Source organism: Escherichia sp. MOD1-EC5189 (assembly GCF_002966045.1).
GTDB classification, from domain to species: domain Bacteria; phylum Pseudomonadota; class Gammaproteobacteria; order Enterobacterales; family Enterobacteriaceae; genus Escherichia; species Escherichia coli_F.
Window position 1 is genome coordinate 18,755 of sequence record NZ_PTRX01000026.1, and the last position, 16,525, is coordinate 35,279.

Consider the following 16,525-nt stretch of genomic DNA (forward strand, 5'->3'; position numbering starts at 1 on the left):
ATGTCCCAGATAGAAGCGGTATTTTTTGACTGCGACGGTACGCTGGTCGATAGCGAGGTCATTTGCTCTCGCGCATATGTGACGATGTTCAGGGAATTTGGCATTAACGTTGACCTGGAAGAGATTTTTACCCGTTTTAAAGGCGTAAAACTCTATGAAATCATCGATATCATCAGTAAAGAGCAGGGCGTGACGATGGTCCAGGCCGATGCAGAGCACGTTTACCGCGCAGAAGTCACCCGCCTGTTTGATAGCGAACTAGAGGTCATCGCGGGAGCGAACGAATTGCTGGCGAGCGTTAACGTGCCGATGTGCGTGGTTTCTAATGGCCCGGTGAGCAAAATGCAGCATTCGCTTGGTAAGCTCAATATGCTGCACTACTTCCCGGAAAAACTGTTCAGCGGCTACGATATCCAGCGTTGGAAGCCCGATCCGGCATTAATGTTCCATGCGGCAAAAGCGATGAATGTGAACGTTGAAAACTGCATTCTGGTCGATGACTCCAGCGCCGGTGCGCAGTCAGGGATAGATGCCGGTATGGAAGTGTTTTACTTCTGCGCTGACCCGCACAATAAGCCGATCGTTCACCCGAAAGTCACCACCTTTACCGAGCTGGGGCAGCTGCCTGCGCTCTGGAAGGCACGCGGCTGGGATATAGCGCGTTAATTGCTCCGAACTTTAACGCTTACACATCAGTCACGCTGGTTTGAGATAAAGACTACCAAGTGTCTGATGAGTAAGCGTATGTTTCCCTTTCAAAAATTTATGTCGTTATTCGTCCAGTCAATCACTCTCTGCTTAGCTAAGCCTGGGTTATATTTTTCACAATATCGGGATATTTATCGAACCATGTAATAATATTCAAGATTATTTCACTGAGTTTTTTATACTTTTTATATTTTTTCTCCCGACTATAATTTTGAACAATATCCTGGTAAGTTCGTATTTCATCATCTATTTTATCAATATCAATCTTAAAGTTATTTAATTTTCTTTGTATATCATTACGCGTCAAATTATCTTTGTTTTCACTAACTAGTTGTGCTTTCTCTTTCACAATTTCATTATGTTCTTTTGTTAATTCGTTAATTTTTTGCAATATGTCCTCGTAACCTTCATTGGACTCTTTTACTTCCTGATAATATTTGGTTAAACTTTCCTTGTTAATTTTAAATATACCTGCTAAATTTTGAAAATCGAAAGCAAAATTATTGAGTGCTGAGTCGTAAAGTTCTTTAAAAGATTTTATTTTTTCTAGTTGTTTTTTTAGCTCTATTTTGTCTATATCAACATCGTCAAATAGGTGGACAAGATCTTTAAATTTGAAATTTAAATTTCTATCAAATTGGTTATGAGACTCTTGCCTTTCTTTTCGGATAAATTCTTCTGAATATTTAAGATCTTCTTGTGCATTTGACTGCGAAATTTTTTCTTTTATGACAGATTCAACAAAGTTAATTCTGTCACGTCCCATCATATTGTTAATGATATGTTGTGCCCTACCATGCATATCTTTGAAGATAAAAAAATTAGCTTTTTCAATATCAAAAGAAAATTCCTCTTTAAACGATCCATTTTCATTATAGAGTGCGGCTAAAAACGACTGTAATTCTGCAAATGCTTTTTCATATATTAGCCGAGTATTTGGCAAGGATTTTTCAAGTTCCCCTATGTCTTTATATAGAGCATCTGCCTGATTTATGAAATTAGGTATTTGTTCTTTACTTATAGCTCCGTCTATATTCATATAAATGTATTTTTTATCGGTAAGACTACCTTGTGAATAAATTGTAGCAGAATCGATAGCACAGCCTTCGAGTCTGTCTTCTCTGTAACAATAGCCCAGATCCGCCCCGTGCAAACGACTATTTTTAAAGAAAATGTTATTATTCTCTGTATTTTCATTGCTATATGAAGAGTTAATACCTTTATTAATATTGTCTGCACATTTAATAAAATTATCATCTAACTTAAGAGTTCTCGATCTTCTTTCAATGCGATCAGAAAAATACTCAACGGGGTTAAACATATATTTACCTGAACCAGCTTCACCAAGACCACTGTTTATTTTAATATAGTTCAAAGTACAATTATTAAATACTATCCCATGATCCCTCCCCCTGATGTAATTATTATTAGACTTGTTGAATGAGTTTGCCAAAAATTTCATTCCAGGAGCTTCAAGTCCTGTGATATCACAGTTATAAAAATGACTCAGAAGTATACTCGATCCAGGACAACTACCTCCCTGAATTGTACAGTCTTGAACAAAAGACTGCATAAAGAGATAAGCCCCTAATTTTTCTTGGATATTGACGGGTTGTTTAACGGTGTAGACTTGAGACGTCTCACAACTATATTGTTTTATTTCGCATTTAGAAATAAAACAACCTTTAAACATACCTATTATTGATTTTTCATTTCCTGACTCTGCAGTTTTTTCATTAGGATCATAAAAATGTATGTTGTTGAACTTACAATCTTCGAAATAACAATTTTCAAAAATTGGGCCTTCAAGGGTCGGAGTTTCTATATTTCCTGAAAAAGTTACATTTTTAAAACTACAATATTTTAATGAATTTAATACATCTTTAGGCAACGAAGTTAAATTGATAGTTGTATCAAAAATAGGGATTTTATTTTTAATAAGCGTCGTAAGTTTTACAGCATTATCAGAAAACTTTAATCTCTTCATGGGAGAATTATCAAAATGTAAATCATCAAGATAGTTATCAAGAGTGAATCTTTCAGAAAAAACTTGATGCTTATCGGCCTCATTTACAGTCTCCCCCGTGTAGAGATTAAAAGATCTACACACAACCACTTCATTATTTTCATTTGTGGTAAAATCTGTAGTAGTACTAAATCGCCATTGTTCTTCTACTTTGGCCAGAGATTTAATATTCTTGAACATCTCCGCTTTATTATCATTTTTTGTCACAAATTCGTAAATTAAGCTTTTAACTTGTTTAATATGCGATCCGGGAAAAAGATCGCGAATAAACTCCCACAGTGTACGTTTTTTAAATAATGCCCCATTACCATCCAGAATATTTTCAATATCCTTAAAATTTACATCGTATTTCTTATTATTAATATCTAAAGTAACCTTGTCAGAATATCCGTTATGCTTATGCTTCTCATTTTTCACTTCTGAAAAGGGATTAGTATTTATAAGAACATCTGATCTTAATTTAGCAACCATAAATCCTCCGATGTGCAATATTGGGGTGTTTAAAAATAACGACATCTAGATTGTTAATTAACACTACCGCTAGCCAGGTTAGCAACAAGTGTTACTTATATTACCAGTGAATACTGTAAAAAATAGCTCATTTCCCTCGATTTAATCCAGGGTGTTTACCCTGGATTCCCAATTTTTAGGCATAACGAACCATCCCTCAGGTAAACCGCAATATCCGAAAATGAGCGATTTTTTATAGCTGGTTATATTGTCAATGTTAGAATAAAGAGATTTTATTAAATTTTATCAAGGTGATTTATGGATAATCTTATTGGCACACCACCAAACCACGCAGTTCCCCATAAGTATATAGACATGGAGCAAATGGAATATTTATGTCATATCAATCGTTTTTCTAAAATACCTGACGATTTTTTGATAACTGGTCAGAGAGAGGACCTTTTTACATATAAATATATTTTAGATGGCTCATTTTCAAATTTACAGCATTTACTTCCCAAAGGACAACTACAGAAGATACAACAGAGATTAAGTTCTCTTATGCATAAAAATAAGTTCCATTGTTTTCATATTTTTTTATTAAAACTATGCTCAATTGAAAATATTCCAGTCCCAAATGCCGATTACGCTTTCTTTGATGACGAAATGCCATTGACATTAACTGATGAACAGATCGAAAATATTTCTTTTTTAAACGCATATCACAAAGAAAAGAAAGAAAACAACGACATTGTTACATTTGATTTCATGAGCGCTGATCACCACCATAATTTTAGCACAACCATAGCTTTAACAAATGATAGCTTCCATATATCTTCAATAAACAACCATAACTCACAGGTTATATTCGATGAAAACATCCATTTACATCCCTATGAATTACCAGAATCATCACAATGGTGTTATCAGTTAATAAAAAACATGATTTCTTTACATTGCAGATATAATAACAATTTCAAAATAAAAAAAACCTTTTGTTTTGATTTTAAAAATAAATCTTTTTGTAATGCCAGGTTGCAATATATAACGTTTATTGCATGTTTATTTTCACATGCAAACATGAAATATTCGACATTTCATGATGTTAACCTTGATATGTGTGAGATAAAGAATTGCAATTTTGACAATTCAGAGATGAATTTCATTTCGTGCGTCGGGACAAATTTTAGCGGTTCTACATTTAACAATGTAAAAACAACAACAGCGCAACTAATTAAGACACCAACAAAGTGGACGAATAATACTCTAAAATATTGGTTCTCCAGTTGTAATAAACGTAATATCATCTTCACTTTTAATACAATATCTGATAGAAATATGAAATTAAAAGGTATCAAGGATATATTACTGTCGTTGGTTGACCAAAAAGTCAATATTTATAGTGTAAGGCAAGAGCTTCTGGATTTTCTTAATAATGATTTATATAAAAATAATGGAGAGATTCTCTCTTATAAAGAATCAATAATGTTGTTTTGTGCTGTGTAGCCGAAAAATAGATGATTCAGATTAACTACCGCACTCTATGTTGTGTTTATATCCATGTCAGGTAACAGGTCATTTGTGAATCCTGACACCAGACTATGACTATCGCCCAGGGATAATCCACAACCGCTGGAAGTAGTCTCATTTCTGCAGGATAAAACCGTAGAGTGCGATTGCGATGAATAATAAATACAGGCTTATTATTCCAGTCTTTTTTATTGCGTTGGTTGTTTCAAATGGCTCGGTTAGTAAAATGCACCATTCGCTCGGAAAACTCAACATGTTGCACTCTTATACGCCGTCTGGAAAAGGCGTAGGAGTGGTATAACCATTTAATCGCCTCCCAACGTCAACGCTTACACATCAGCGACACTGGTTTAATTAAAGCATACCAAATTTCTGATGAGTAAGCGTCTTTTCGTATAACCTCATTGTCACAGGAACGACTTGATCCGTTTATTTATTCGCCATGTTATTCAGTATCAATTTTCTTAATAGCTTTCACCATATTTTCATTTTCTTTTAGCCAACTCCTGATATTTTGAACTACATCATTAAGTGTATTTTCTTGTTGATACTCTTTCTCCAATCTCTCTGTTTCATCCTTAAGATGTAGAATCTCTTTACTTATATTTGGTATTTTTCCATCTATCACCTTTATTATCCCCTTAATCTCATTAATTCTTTCCGCATCTTTTTTATCTTTATTGTCTTTATTATTTAAGTAAAAATCCTCTTTAATCAATTGATCCTTAGTATCGACTAAATCATTTCTTTCGACAATAAGTTTGGCATATTTGTCTTTTATATCGCCATAATTTTCCTTATTATAGTCATTATTTTTCTCAATTACCCACCGTAAGTATTGCTCAATGCCAGAGAATAAATCGACTTTATCATCTACATATTTTGATACTTTTCTATAATCCCTATAATTTATTTTCGTTCTTTCCTTAAATTCATTCAATGCTAAAAAAATCTTTTGCATTTTATCAAAACTATCATCTTTATGATTTTTATTATATTCTTTGTAAATATTTCGCAAATCATTAAAATCAAAGTGGAAGTGAAATGTTTTGCTGTTTGAAATAGCAGAACGATTTATTTTTAAATAGTTACGTTGATCGTAAGGTCTTTGCCAAAAGAATCCAGTATAGAGCTTATGCATGAAATTCACTTTATCAATATCTATTTCATTGGCTATATCTTTTTCTATATTGTACAAAACTTTTAATATAATATACTGGATAGCTTCACCATTAAGTTGATATTTTTTTCCTTCATCATCAAGATTGAAGCGCCCCAGCTTGACCAACAAAGATTGTAAATATAATAGTTCCTTTTGGTAATGACTTTCCGCATCCTTGCCATAATTATTAAATTCTTCTACCCATGAATTAATTTCCATTAAATTTTTCATGAAATCTGAAATGCCATTTTCAGCTATAGCTCCTTTCATGTCCATATAAACAGGAATTCTAATCTGGGTGTTCGCAGCAAGATTACCACTTAACCAAGTGGTTAAATGATCAATAGCACAATCATCCAATTTAATTCCATTGATTGACTCGCCCAAACAAGTTTTAAGTAAATTGCAATTACTAAGTTTTAAATATTTATCTATATCATCAGCAACGTATTTATCATTTATATAACGACCGCCACTCATATTAGGGAAAAGATTAATGTAGATAAGGTCAGAAATGCGTTTATCCAGATTAAGTTTACCTCCATCCTTTTTGAAATACTCTCTGGGATCAAAATCCAGTAAATCTTTGCGAATTCCATTTCGCTTGTATGTCATATCAGAGGAGCTAAAATCACAATTATAAAAATGATTATCATATTTTAATTCACATTTATATTTGTGATAAAACGAAGTCCCTATGAAATCCATTTCAGCACCATTAAGCTTTGCTATTTTACAACATAACAAACTGCTTGCAATAACACTTGCATTTTTACACACTCCATCCTGAAGAGTACACTCATCTACAAATGACTGCATAAACAGATATGCACCAACTGGCTTACCCACATTGGGATCTTGATTTACAGAGTATATTTTTGATGTATCTATGTTAAAATTTTTTATTTCACATCGATACAGAAAACACTCTTTAAACACGCCGTAAATAGGTATTTCATTATTTGGTTTTACTCGATACCTGGAGCTAACAAGTGACACATTCTCAAAAATACAGTCCTCAAAAAAACAATTTCCAAATACTGAACCATTAAGATTTTCGTAAGATATAGCACCAGTGAATGTCACTTTTTTAAAGTTACAATATTTTAGAGATGCCAGGGCTTCTTTTTCCAGCGCAGATAAATCGATTGTGATATTTTCAAAGGGGATTTTATTTTTTAAATATACGCTAAGCTTTTCATTATCATTTGGGAACTGTATTTTCAGCATCCCTGATTGAAAAGCCTTCTGATCAAAATGAATATCATGCTTATAAATATCCAAGCTGAGCTCTTCAGAAAATAAAGAACGCATTGTGTTTTTTTCAGCATCATTATGATAATCTTGCGCATTAATATTTATATTAAATACTCTACTAACAATAATGTCTTTATTTTCATCTACAGTAAATTCTGTAGTCGTATTAAAGCGCCATTGTTGATCTTGATCGGCGAGAGATTTAACTCTATTAAACATCTCAACTTTATCATCAGTTTTCGTCACAAAATCTACAATGGCTTGTTTAGCCTCCTTAATATGAGACATGGGAAAAAGATCGAGTATAAACTCCCAAAGACTTCGTTTAAGAAAAGATTGACTATCACCAGCTAAAATATTTGTTATATCTTTATGAGTTACTGAATACTTACCCACATCATCAAGAGACAAACCAATTTTTCCTGAATATTTTTGCGTTCTATTTTTTTCATTCAGATTTTCATCTGGCATTTTAGTCAGAGTAGCAAATTTATCTGTAACTGTACTATATGATGATATAGCCATAATCATTTCTCCTGAACACAATATTTATTCGCCCGCTCACAATACATAACCGTTTTGTATAAAAAAGAACACTTTGGTGTTGTTTTGATACGATTATGACTAAACCACCTATGAATACTGTAAAAAATCGCTCATTTTTTATGTTCCGATATAGGGCTTTTACCCTGGTTTTTTTGTTTTCTTTTCCATTTTCTGTGCGGGTAACGATATAAATGAAAGGAATAACAAAAAAAATTTATAACGGGGCACTACATTAAAAGTAAAATAATTCAAATGAAATAATATATTTGCATTGCACTGGGGAGAGTTTCGAGGTGAGTTTGTGTGGCAATATTTCAAGGAGAAAGTTTATCAGCCCGGTAACTATGTATGACCGGGCTGATTGCCAGATGCGGCGTAAAAGCCTTATCTGACCTACAGTTAGCGTTACTCTTTCGGGTCTTTTCCGGCCAGCAGTTTATCCAGCTCATCACCGCCTACGTGACGGAAATCCTGACCTTTCACGTAGTAGAAGATGTATTCACAAATATTCTGGCAGCGGTCGCCGATACGTTCGATTGAACGCGCACAGAACAGCGCGGTAAGGACGCTCGGAATGGTGCGCGAATCTTCCATCATGTAGGTCATCAGTTGACGAACAATACCTTCGTACTCCTGATCGACTTTTTTATCTTCCCGATAAATTCGCACCGCTTCGTCAATATCCATTCGCGCGAACGCGTCCAGCACGTCATGCAGCATCTGGATAGTGTGACGCCCCAGTGATTCCAGACTTACCAGCAATGGCTGATGCTGCTGGGAGAATTTCTCCAGCGCAGTACGGCAGATTTTGTCCGCCACGTCGCCAATACGCTCCAGCTCGGCAATGGTTTTACTGATCACCATCACCAGACGCAGGTCGCTCGCCGTCGGCTGACGTTTGGCAATAATGCGCACGCAGGCTTCATCGATCGCCACTTCCATCATATTGACGTTTTTGTCGCCTTCGATCACCCGCTTCGCCAGATCGCTGTCCTGGTTGTGCATCGCGGTGATTGCATCAGAAAGCTGCTGTTCCACCATGCCGCCCATGGTCATCACCTGCGTGCGGATACTTTCCAGTTCGGCGTTGAACTGGCCGGAAATATGTTTATTAAGATTGAGACTGTCCATAACGCACTCCTGAATCAACCGTAACGACCGGTGATGTAGTCTTCTGTTTGTTTCTTCGCTGGCTTGGTGAACAGATCGTCCGTGTTGCTGAACTCAATCAATTCGCCCAGGTACATAAACGCCGTGTGGTCGGAACAACGAGCAGCCTGCTGCATGTTGTGGGTGACGATCACTACGGTGTAATCCTGCTTCAGTTCGGTGATCAGCTCTTCAATACGCCCGGTAGAGATAGGGTCGAGCGCCGAACACGGTTCGTCGAGCAGCAGCACTTCCGGGCGAATGGCGATACCACGCGCAATGCACAGACGCTGTTGCTGACCACCAGAGAGAGAGTAACCGCTCTGGTGCAATTTATCTTTGGTTTCGTTCCACAATGCGGCTTTGGTCAATGCCCACTGCACGCGCTCGTCCATATCCGCACGGGAGAGCTTCTCAAACAGACGAACACCAAAGGCGATGTTGTCGTAAATGGACATCGGGAACGGCGTCGGTTTCTGGAACACCATGCCCACTTTCGCACGCAGCAGGGCGATATCCTGAGTGTTAGTCAGGATGTTGTCGCCATCGAGCAGAATCTCACCTTCCGCACGCTGCTCCGGATACAGTTCAAACATTTTATTGAAAGTACGCAGCAGCGTCGATTTACCGCAGCCGGACGGCCCGATAAACGCCGTAACCTGGTTTTTGGCGATATCCAGGTTGATGTTTTTCAGGGCATGGAATTTGCCGTAGTAGAAGTTCAAATTACGAACCTGAATTTTACTCGGGGCAGTTTCAACCATACTCATTGCAATCTTTTCCTCATCGTGCCTGATGCACTTCGCTAATCAGGCTTACCGTAGGCCGGATAAGGCGTTCACACCGCATCCGGCAAAGTGTTAACCGTGTTTATTCTTCGCAAAAACAACGCGCGCCAGAATGTTCAGCAGCAGGACGCACAGGGTAATAATCAACACCCCGGCCCAGGCCAATTGCTGCCATTCTGCAAATGGGCTCATCGCAAACTTAAAGATCGTTACCGGCAGGTTGGCAATCGGCTGCATCATGTCCGTGCTCCAGAACTGGTTGGAGAGCGCAGTAAACAGCAGTGGCGCGGTTTCACCAGCAATACGGGCAATCGCCAGCAGGATACCGGTCATAATCCCGGACACCGACGCTTTTAGCGTAATCGCGGAGATCATCTTCCACTTCGGTGTACCCAGCGCATAAGCCGCTTCACGCAGGCTGTCCGGCACCAGTTTCAGCATGTTCTCGGTGGTGCGGATAACAATCGGTACCTGCAACAGCGCCAGGGCAATCACGCCCGCCCAGCCGGAGAAGTGCTCCATTTGCGCCACCACGATGGTGTAAACAAACAAACCAACCACAATCGACGGCGCGGAGAGCAGAATGTCGTTAATGAAGCGAATCACTTCTGCCAGCCAGGATTTACGTCCATATTCCGCCAGATAAATCCCCGCCATAATGCCCAGTGGCGTACCGAATACCGTGGCCCACAAAATTAACAGGCCGCTACCCGCCAGGGCGTTCGCCAGACCACCGCCTTCCGTATTTGGCGGCGGCGTCATTTCAGTGAACAGCGCCAGCGACATACCGTCGATACCGCGGGTGATGGTGGACATTAAAATCCAGATCAGCCAGAACAGGCCGAAGGCCATCGTCGCCATTGAGAGCGTCAGTGCAATACGGTTCTTGAGGCGGCGACGCGCCTGCATTTTGCGGCGGGATTCTGCCAGCGCCGCAGTGGTTTGCATTTCAACCATAGCCATTAGCGTGCCCCCTCATTCTTAGCCAGGCGCATAATCATAAATTTCGATGCAGCGAGGACGATGAAGGTAATCACAAACAGGATCAGGCCCAGTTCCATCAGTGCGGCAACGTGCAGACCGGATTCCGCTTCAGCAAATTCGTTCGCCAGCGCAGAGGTGATACTGTTGCCCGGCATGTACAGCGAGGCGCTGTCGAGCTGGTAGGTGTTACCGATGATAAAGGTCACTGCCATGGTTTCACCGAGCGCGCGCCCCAGACCCAGCATAATGCCGCCGATTACCCCATTTTTGGTGAACGGAAGAACGATACGCCAGATAACTTCCCAGGTGGTGCAGCCGATACCGTAGGCTGACTCTTTCATCATCACCGGGGTTTGCTCGAATACATCGCGCATTACCGCTGCAATGTACGGAATAATCATGATGGCGAGGATCACGCCTGCCGCGAGGATGCCAATACCAAAGGCCGGGCCGGAGAACAGCGCGCCAACAATCGGGATATTCGACATGATATTGCCGACCGGCTCCTGGAAGTAAACGGCGAACAGTGGCGCGAAGATAAACAGGCCCCACATGCCGTACACGATACTTGGAATGGCTGCCAGCAGCTCAATGGCGATACCCAGCGGGCGCTTCAGCCAGCCAGGCGCAAGCTCGGTCAGAAACAGGGCGATACCGAAACTCACCGGGACGGCGATCAGCAACGCGATAAACGAGGTCACCAGAGTACCGTAGATCGGCACCAGCGCCCCGTAGATATCGTTCGGCGCATCCCACTCTTTGGTCCACAGGAAAGCCAGACCAAATTTCTGAATGCTCGGCCAGGAGGAGATGATCAGAGAGACAATAATGCCACCCAACATCAATAGCACAATCAGCGCCGCCAGTTTTACCAGCACGCTGAAAATTATGTCGCCCTTTTTACCCGGTGGGTTAAAAGCAGGCTTGGTTGCAGCCATAAGTTACTCTTCAGTTAAACGCGTTTACAAAGTCATTTTGTAATGCCGGATAAGCTGTTAATGCCTTATCCGGCATGGTGTTTTATTAGTACAGTGGCTTGCCGCTACTGTCTTTAATATTGGTCTTCCACGCAGCGCGAACCTGTTCAACTACGCTATCCGGCAGGCTGGCATAATCCAGGTCGTTCGCCTGTTTAGCCCCGGTTTTGTACGCCCAGTCGAAGAACTTCAGCACTTCTACACCCTGCTCTGGTTTCTTCTGATCTTTGTGGACCAGAATGAACGTGGTTGAGGTAATAGGCCATGCATCTTCGCCTTTCTGGTTGGTCAGATCCTGAGCGAATGTTTTGCTCCAGTCTGCGCCTTTTGCTGCATTAGCGAAGTTTTCTTCGGTCGGACTAACTGGTTTACCATCAGCGGAGATCAGTTTGGTGTATGCCAGGTTGTTCTGCTTAGCGTAAGCATATTCAACGTAACCAATTGCCCCCGGCAGACGCTGAACGAACGCGGCGATACCGTCGTTACCTTTACCGCCCAGACCGATCGGCCATTTTACGGTAGAGCCAGTACCAACGTTGTTTTTCCATTCTTCGTTCACTTTCGCCAGGTAGCTGGTGAAGACGAAGGATGTCCCGGAGCCATCTGCGCGGCGCACTACAGCAATGTTCTGTGAAGGCAGTTTCAGACCCGGATTCAGTTTGGCGATGGCTTCATCATCCCACTTTTTGATTTTGCCCAAGTAGATGTCGCCGAGGGTTTTACCATCCAGCACCAGTTCGCCAGATTTTAGCCCCGGAATGTTAACCGCCAGCACCACGCCGCCAATTACGGTCGGGAACTGGAACAGACCTTCCTGAGCCAGTTTTTCGTCAGACAGCGGCGCGTCAGAAGCACCGAAATCAACGGTGTTGGCGATAATCTGTTTTACGCCGCCGGAAGAACCGATACCCTGGTAGTTAACTTTATTACCGGTTTCTTTCTGGTAAGTGTCAGCCCATTTGGCATACACCGGCGCAGGGAAGGTTGCACCTGCACCTGTCAGGCTTGCTTCTGCAAACACAGAGAAAGCGCTCATCGATAAGGTCGCGGCGACAACAGTTGCGACGGTGGTACGCATAACTTTCATAATGTCTCCTGGGAGGATTCATAAAGCATTGTTTGTTGGCTACGAGAAGCAAAATAGGACAAACAGGTGACAGTTATATGTATGGAATATGACAGTTTTATGACACAACGAGATTTATGCGTAATTTATTGATTTTTATAACCAGGCAAAAAGAAAAACCATGTCATCTTTTTGTCATGTCATGTGCAAATAGGTTAGAAAGAGGTGTCTGATGACAACGGTGCGAGGAGCACCATTGTCCTTTGATTAACGAACAATTTCGATGGTGATAGTTGCCGTAGCGGTAAATGTTCCTGGCGCGGGTCGTGCACCAGTGAGGCTCGCAGGCGCAGCAGAAAAAGTTACATTGCCAGCTTTCTCACCAATAACGCTTGTTGCTCCCATATCAGTTGGTAGTTCGCCACCGTTTACGTTGATTTCCCTGTTATTTTTATCGTAGACTTTTATCCCTACATTTGGGTTTGATGTTACAACCATCGAATTATCGCTACTGGGTTCAGTAGCATAAAAAGAGGTAGTGACATCATCCGTATTCATTATTCCTAAATACTCACACTTAATAGTGACAGTTTTGGTGATTTTATGCGCTGACACAGCACTCCCGACAACAGATGAAAAATCTGCGGCTGGAATAGTACTAAAATCAAAATTAATTGGCTGTAAACTATTAATTTCACAACTTTGTGGCGCAGTGATGTCTCCACGAACATAAACATCAGCCATCGGCTGCGAATAATCAATCGGTGTGTCACGGCTGATAGTTCCGTACAACTTCGCAACAAGCGTTGTGGGAATAGTTACCTTTCCCGCAAAGGGTTTTTTAATATAAAAATAAATCTTAGCCTTGGCACCACTAGAAATATCTAATGGCTCCTCTCTTCCACACTTATATACTGTAGTTACATCAGGATCATTAGCATGATACTCGAATGGTGCATTAACAAATCCGACCCCCAAAAGATCAATTGCTATACCCACATCCAGATGTGGATTAAGATTATAGTAATTTACATTAGAATGAACCCCAGCATAACTTAAAGCATCATTTATTTTTGCCGTGTAGTAAATATAGGGAAATTCACCGACCTTTCCTGTATTACAGTGACAATGTGCCGGATAAGACCCGCCATTAGTTACTGTTGTATTAAATGTGGTCCCCGCTTTATTCTGAGTTGCCGTAATAACATATCCAGGAAAATCAAGCACACTATGAAAAACGCCATTATCCGGAGTACAGATACCTTGAGGGGCCGCAAGAGTCGTACTCGTGTAAAAAATGGCGACAATAGAAAAACACCACAACAGAATATTATTTCTCATAAAAAACCTTTAATTACAGGTGACACTCTGCTCAATTAAACCATTCTCATTTTCTGGTACTGAAAGTGAGTAGCCAAAGGTACATTTCGTGACTGCGTCTCCTCCCCAGGATAAAGTGACCTGTCCTTTATCTGACAGACCCGAGAGATAAAGCTCACCAGAATCACCGACTATTCCTGAATCGGCGGTACTTGTGTTTTGAACTGAGGCAATGGCGCCAAAAGGTGCCGGTTTACCATTTGCATTTACCACTCTGAAGAGAACGCGGTAACCCACATGCGTCACAAACTCCGCTTTAACCACCGCGCCGCGGGTAGGAACCATCGTAACGACGGTATTATCGAGTTCAACATTCGACTTAGAGAAATAGTTGTCGCTGATCGCTACCCGGTTTTCATCATAAGGATTTAGCTGTGTCTTAACGGTGTAACCACGCCAGTCTGTTGCCGCCCCGCGCATATTATCAATTTCCAGACCTGCGGCTCCCGGTGCTTTAATAAGGGCAATGGTTTCACCCAGTTCCTGGCTAAACGTTATCCCTTCACTGTGCGCCAGAATGCCACCCCGGATACCATAATTGAGTCGCTGAGAATTTTGGCTGTAGTTATAACTGCCGTTTAACGTGCCGTAGGTACCGTCATAGGTCAGCGACATATTACCGCCTACTTGATCATCGCGGCTGTTATAGGACTGCATGAGATTCCAGGAGAGATTATTTTTCTCCAGCGCCGTACCGCTTAGGCCAAGTTGATGCGAGCTACCAGAATCATCATTTTGCGAAACCGAATAGGTGGCATAACTATTTCCCCACCAGCCCGATAATGGAACTGATAAAGAGAGCATGTAGATTTGTTCGCTGGTGTTATCACTGGCATAACTATTACTCGTCCCTTGCCGGGCCGTATTGGAATAACTCCACGAGACGTTCCACGAGAGTCGCTTCCAGCTACTGCTGTAACCAAATTGGATTAATCGTTCGACATCATCTGTGTGCCAATATTGCTGGCGGCTTAATGTCAGGTATAAGTTGCCATAATCTCTGCCCAGCGATTGCGTTAACGTTCCTTCCACACGGCTGCGACGGTTTCCGGTTTGCCAGAAATCTTCGGGACTATTTTGCCGGGATGCCCATTCATTGAGGGTATAGTAGCCTTCGGTGGAGTAACGATAGCCAACCAGGCGTAAGCTGGTGTCTGTATCGTCAAAACGTTTTGAATACAGAAAACGATATGACTGACCCGTTTCCGTATCATCATCTGCAAATTTCGCTCTGGCATGTGTCGCATCTAAAGAGATGGCTCCCAGAGAACCGAGATCTTTACCTACCCCCAAAGCAACAGAACCATACTTTTCAGCAGCCTGTACGCCACCATACAAGGTAAAACCGTGGGGCAAGCCATGAAGGATCTGTGCCTGAAGCACGTCAGGAGTAAAACCATCTTCATCGCGCAGCTCCCCCACGCTAACATCTACATCGGTCTGACCTTCACGTTTGAGGATTGCCAGCGACGCATAAGGCTGGGTGAATCGTTGTTCACTACCATCTTCTTCCTTGATAGTCACATCCAGGTCGCCGCCTGAGCTGGCAGTATTGAGGTCGGTGATTTCAAAGGCACCTTGTGGAACGGCTGACTGATAAATTACGTAGCCGTTCTGTCGAATGATGACGGTGGCGTTGGATTTTGCAATCCCACGAACCACAGGCGCGAAGCCATTCTGGCTGGCGGGTAACATATCTTTATCAGTATAAAGTCGTGCACCACGGATTTGCGTGCTGTCGAAAATATCGCTCGCCGTCCACGTATCGCCAATCATAATCTGGCTTCTTAACGCAGCAATATCACGTTGTATCCAGGTACTGATAGAGTTGTATTCCGCACGACCATCGGTGGTGTTCAAGGTGCTGTAATTGCGGAGTCGCCACGGCCCAATATTGAGTCCGTTACGCAGGTTGAGATAACTGGTATCGGTCTCCTGTGAGCTGTAATCCGAGCGCAGAGTATGTGAACCGGAAAAATCGTAGTTGATAGTCAGTGCGTTAATTCCCTCATCCCAACGCGTGGGGCTTATGTAATCGTAAGCCATCGCATCCATATAGATCTGGGGAATGGTGATATTCAGTTGCAGCTTATCGCTGTCCAGTTGCCAGGTTGAGCCTTCAATGCGTGGTGCAGGGTCAATACAGGCCTTGTCATCCACCTTATTGAGCGCTTTCAGCGCGTCAACTTTTACGCCAAAGGAAGTCAGCGTTTTTTTAACCGCGACAAAGCAAGCGTGCAGATCGGCATCAGGGTTATCCTGAACAAAAGTCACATCCTGACGCTCGAACATTTTGCCATTGATAAAAATATCAACACTGTAGACGCCGGGAGGTATGTGATTCGCTTTGTTAAACTGGCGAATATCGACTCCGGATTGATGGTCTATTTCCAGCAGCGCCGGATTAAATACGCTGACCTCGGCCATCAGGCTTTGCGAGAAAACGAGACACGTCCCTGCCGTCAGACCAACCGCTATTCTGGTCGTAACCATAATTCGCCT

11 protein-coding genes and 1 pseudogene are annotated in these 16,525 nt (G+C 41.6%); 2 read left to right on the top strand and 10 right to left on the bottom strand.

Annotated elements, in window-relative coordinates:
* Entirely contained in the window at positions 1-666 is a 666-nt protein-coding gene (gene yieH / locus ATB02_RS19520; RefSeq protein ID WP_105272120.1) for a 6-phosphogluconate phosphatase, read from the top strand.
* A gap of 136 nt (positions 667-802) precedes the next feature.
* Here the strand turns inward: yieH and ATB02_RS19525 are convergent, their stop codons facing one another.
* Positions 803-3,205 carry a type III effector gene (locus tag ATB02_RS19525; RefSeq protein ID WP_105272121.1) on the bottom strand — a complete coding sequence of 801 codons (2,403 nt, stop codon included), beginning with the start codon at positions 3,203-3,205 and terminating at the stop codon, positions 803-805.
* A 297-nt stretch (positions 3,206-3,502) separates the two neighbouring features.
* On the opposite strand from ATB02_RS19525, the gene ATB02_RS19530 reads away from it, so the two are divergent.
* Entirely contained in the window at positions 3,503-4,690 is a 1,188-nt protein-coding gene (locus ATB02_RS19530; protein WP_105272122.1) for a pentapeptide repeat-containing protein, read from the top strand.
* Between the two features lie 469 nt (positions 4,691-5,159).
* On the opposite strand, the gene ATB02_RS19535 is transcribed toward ATB02_RS19530, so the two are convergent.
* The 9 genes and pseudogenes from ATB02_RS19535 to lpfC-O113 all read right to left on the bottom strand — a co-directional run bounded on the left by ATB02_RS19535 (position 5,160) and on the right by lpfC-O113 (position 16,516).
* The gene (locus ATB02_RS19535; protein WP_157945212.1) at positions 5,160-7,544 is read right to left on the bottom strand and encodes a type III effector protein; all 2,385 of its coding nucleotides are present in this window, start codon (positions 7,542-7,544) and stop codon (positions 5,160-5,162) included.
* Positions 7,511-7,658, bottom strand: a pseudogene (locus tag ATB02_RS26210) (hypothetical protein). Before ATB02_RS26210 ends, ATB02_RS19535 begins: the two are co-directional and overlap by 34 nt.
* A gap of 426 nt (positions 7,659-8,084) precedes the next feature.
* The gene (gene phoU / locus ATB02_RS19550) at positions 8,085-8,810 is read right to left on the bottom strand and encodes a phosphate signaling complex protein PhoU (protein ID WP_000377789.1); all 726 of its coding nucleotides are present in this window, start codon (positions 8,808-8,810) and stop codon (positions 8,085-8,087) included.
* Positions 8,811-8,824: 14 nt separating this feature from the next.
* Entirely contained in the window at positions 8,825-9,598 is a 774-nt protein-coding gene (gene pstB, locus ATB02_RS19555) for a phosphate ABC transporter ATP-binding protein PstB (RefSeq protein WP_000063126.1), read from the bottom strand.
* Between the two features lie 90 nt (positions 9,599-9,688).
* The gene (pstA, locus tag ATB02_RS19560) at positions 9,689-10,579 is read right to left on the bottom strand and encodes a phosphate ABC transporter permease PstA (protein WP_001251991.1); all 891 of its coding nucleotides are present in this window, start codon (positions 10,577-10,579) and stop codon (positions 9,689-9,691) included.
* Positions 10,579-11,538, bottom strand: a complete 960-nt coding sequence (pstC, locus tag ATB02_RS19565) for a phosphate ABC transporter permease PstC (RefSeq protein WP_000741620.1) — start codon at positions 11,536-11,538, stop codon at positions 10,579-10,581. The genes pstA and pstC overlap by 1 nt, the downstream gene beginning before the upstream one ends.
* Positions 11,539-11,623: 85 nt before the next feature.
* Positions 11,624-12,664, bottom strand: coding sequence for a phosphate ABC transporter substrate-binding protein PstS (gene pstS, locus ATB02_RS19570; RefSeq protein WP_000867152.1), 1,041 nt, complete (start codon positions 12,662-12,664; stop codon positions 11,624-11,626).
* A gap of 246 nt (positions 12,665-12,910) precedes the next feature.
* Positions 12,911-13,984 carry a fimbrial protein gene (locus ATB02_RS19575; RefSeq protein WP_105272124.1) on the bottom strand — a complete coding sequence of 358 codons (1,074 nt, stop codon included), beginning with the start codon at positions 13,982-13,984 and terminating at the stop codon, positions 12,911-12,913.
* Positions 13,985-13,993: 9 nt separating this feature from the next.
* Positions 13,994-16,516 carry a long polar fimbrial usher protein LpfC-O113 gene (gene lpfC-O113 / locus ATB02_RS19580; protein ID WP_105272125.1) on the bottom strand — a complete coding sequence of 841 codons (2,523 nt, stop codon included), beginning with the start codon at positions 16,514-16,516 and terminating at the stop codon, positions 13,994-13,996.
* Between the last annotated feature and the right edge of the window lie 9 nt (positions 16,517-16,525).

What these genes read in the sequence shown, in the direction of transcription:
- yieH (WP_105272120.1), top strand. Translation starts at nt 1, where the DNA reads ATGTCCCAGATAGAAGCGGTATTTTTTGACTGCGACGGTACGCTGGTC.
- ATB02_RS19525 (WP_105272121.1), bottom strand. Translation starts at nt 3,205, where the DNA reads ATGGTTGCTAAATTAAGATCAGATGTTCTTATAAATACTAATCCCTTT.
- ATB02_RS19530 (WP_105272122.1), top strand. Translation starts at nt 3,503, where the DNA reads ATGGATAATCTTATTGGCACACCACCAAACCACGCAGTTCCCCATAAG.
- phoU (WP_000377789.1), bottom strand. Translation starts at nt 8,810, where the DNA reads ATGGACAGTCTCAATCTTAATAAACATATTTCCGGCCAGTTCAACGCC.
- pstB (WP_000063126.1), bottom strand. Translation starts at nt 9,598, where the DNA reads ATGAGTATGGTTGAAACTGCCCCGAGTAAAATTCAGGTTCGTAATTTG.
- pstA (WP_001251991.1), bottom strand. Translation starts at nt 10,579, where the DNA reads ATGGCTATGGTTGAAATGCAAACCACTGCGGCGCTGGCAGAATCCCGC.
- pstC (WP_000741620.1), bottom strand. Translation starts at nt 11,538, where the DNA reads ATGGCTGCAACCAAGCCTGCTTTTAACCCACCGGGTAAAAAGGGCGAC.
- pstS (WP_000867152.1), bottom strand. Translation starts at nt 12,664, where the DNA reads ATGAAAGTTATGCGTACCACCGTCGCAACTGTTGTCGCCGCGACCTTA.
- ATB02_RS19575 (WP_105272124.1), bottom strand. Translation starts at nt 13,984, where the DNA reads ATGAGAAATAATATTCTGTTGTGGTGTTTTTCTATTGTCGCCATTTTT.
- lpfC-O113 (WP_105272125.1), bottom strand. Translation starts at nt 16,516, where the DNA reads ATGGTTACGACCAGAATAGCGGTTGGTCTGACGGCAGGGACGTGTCTC.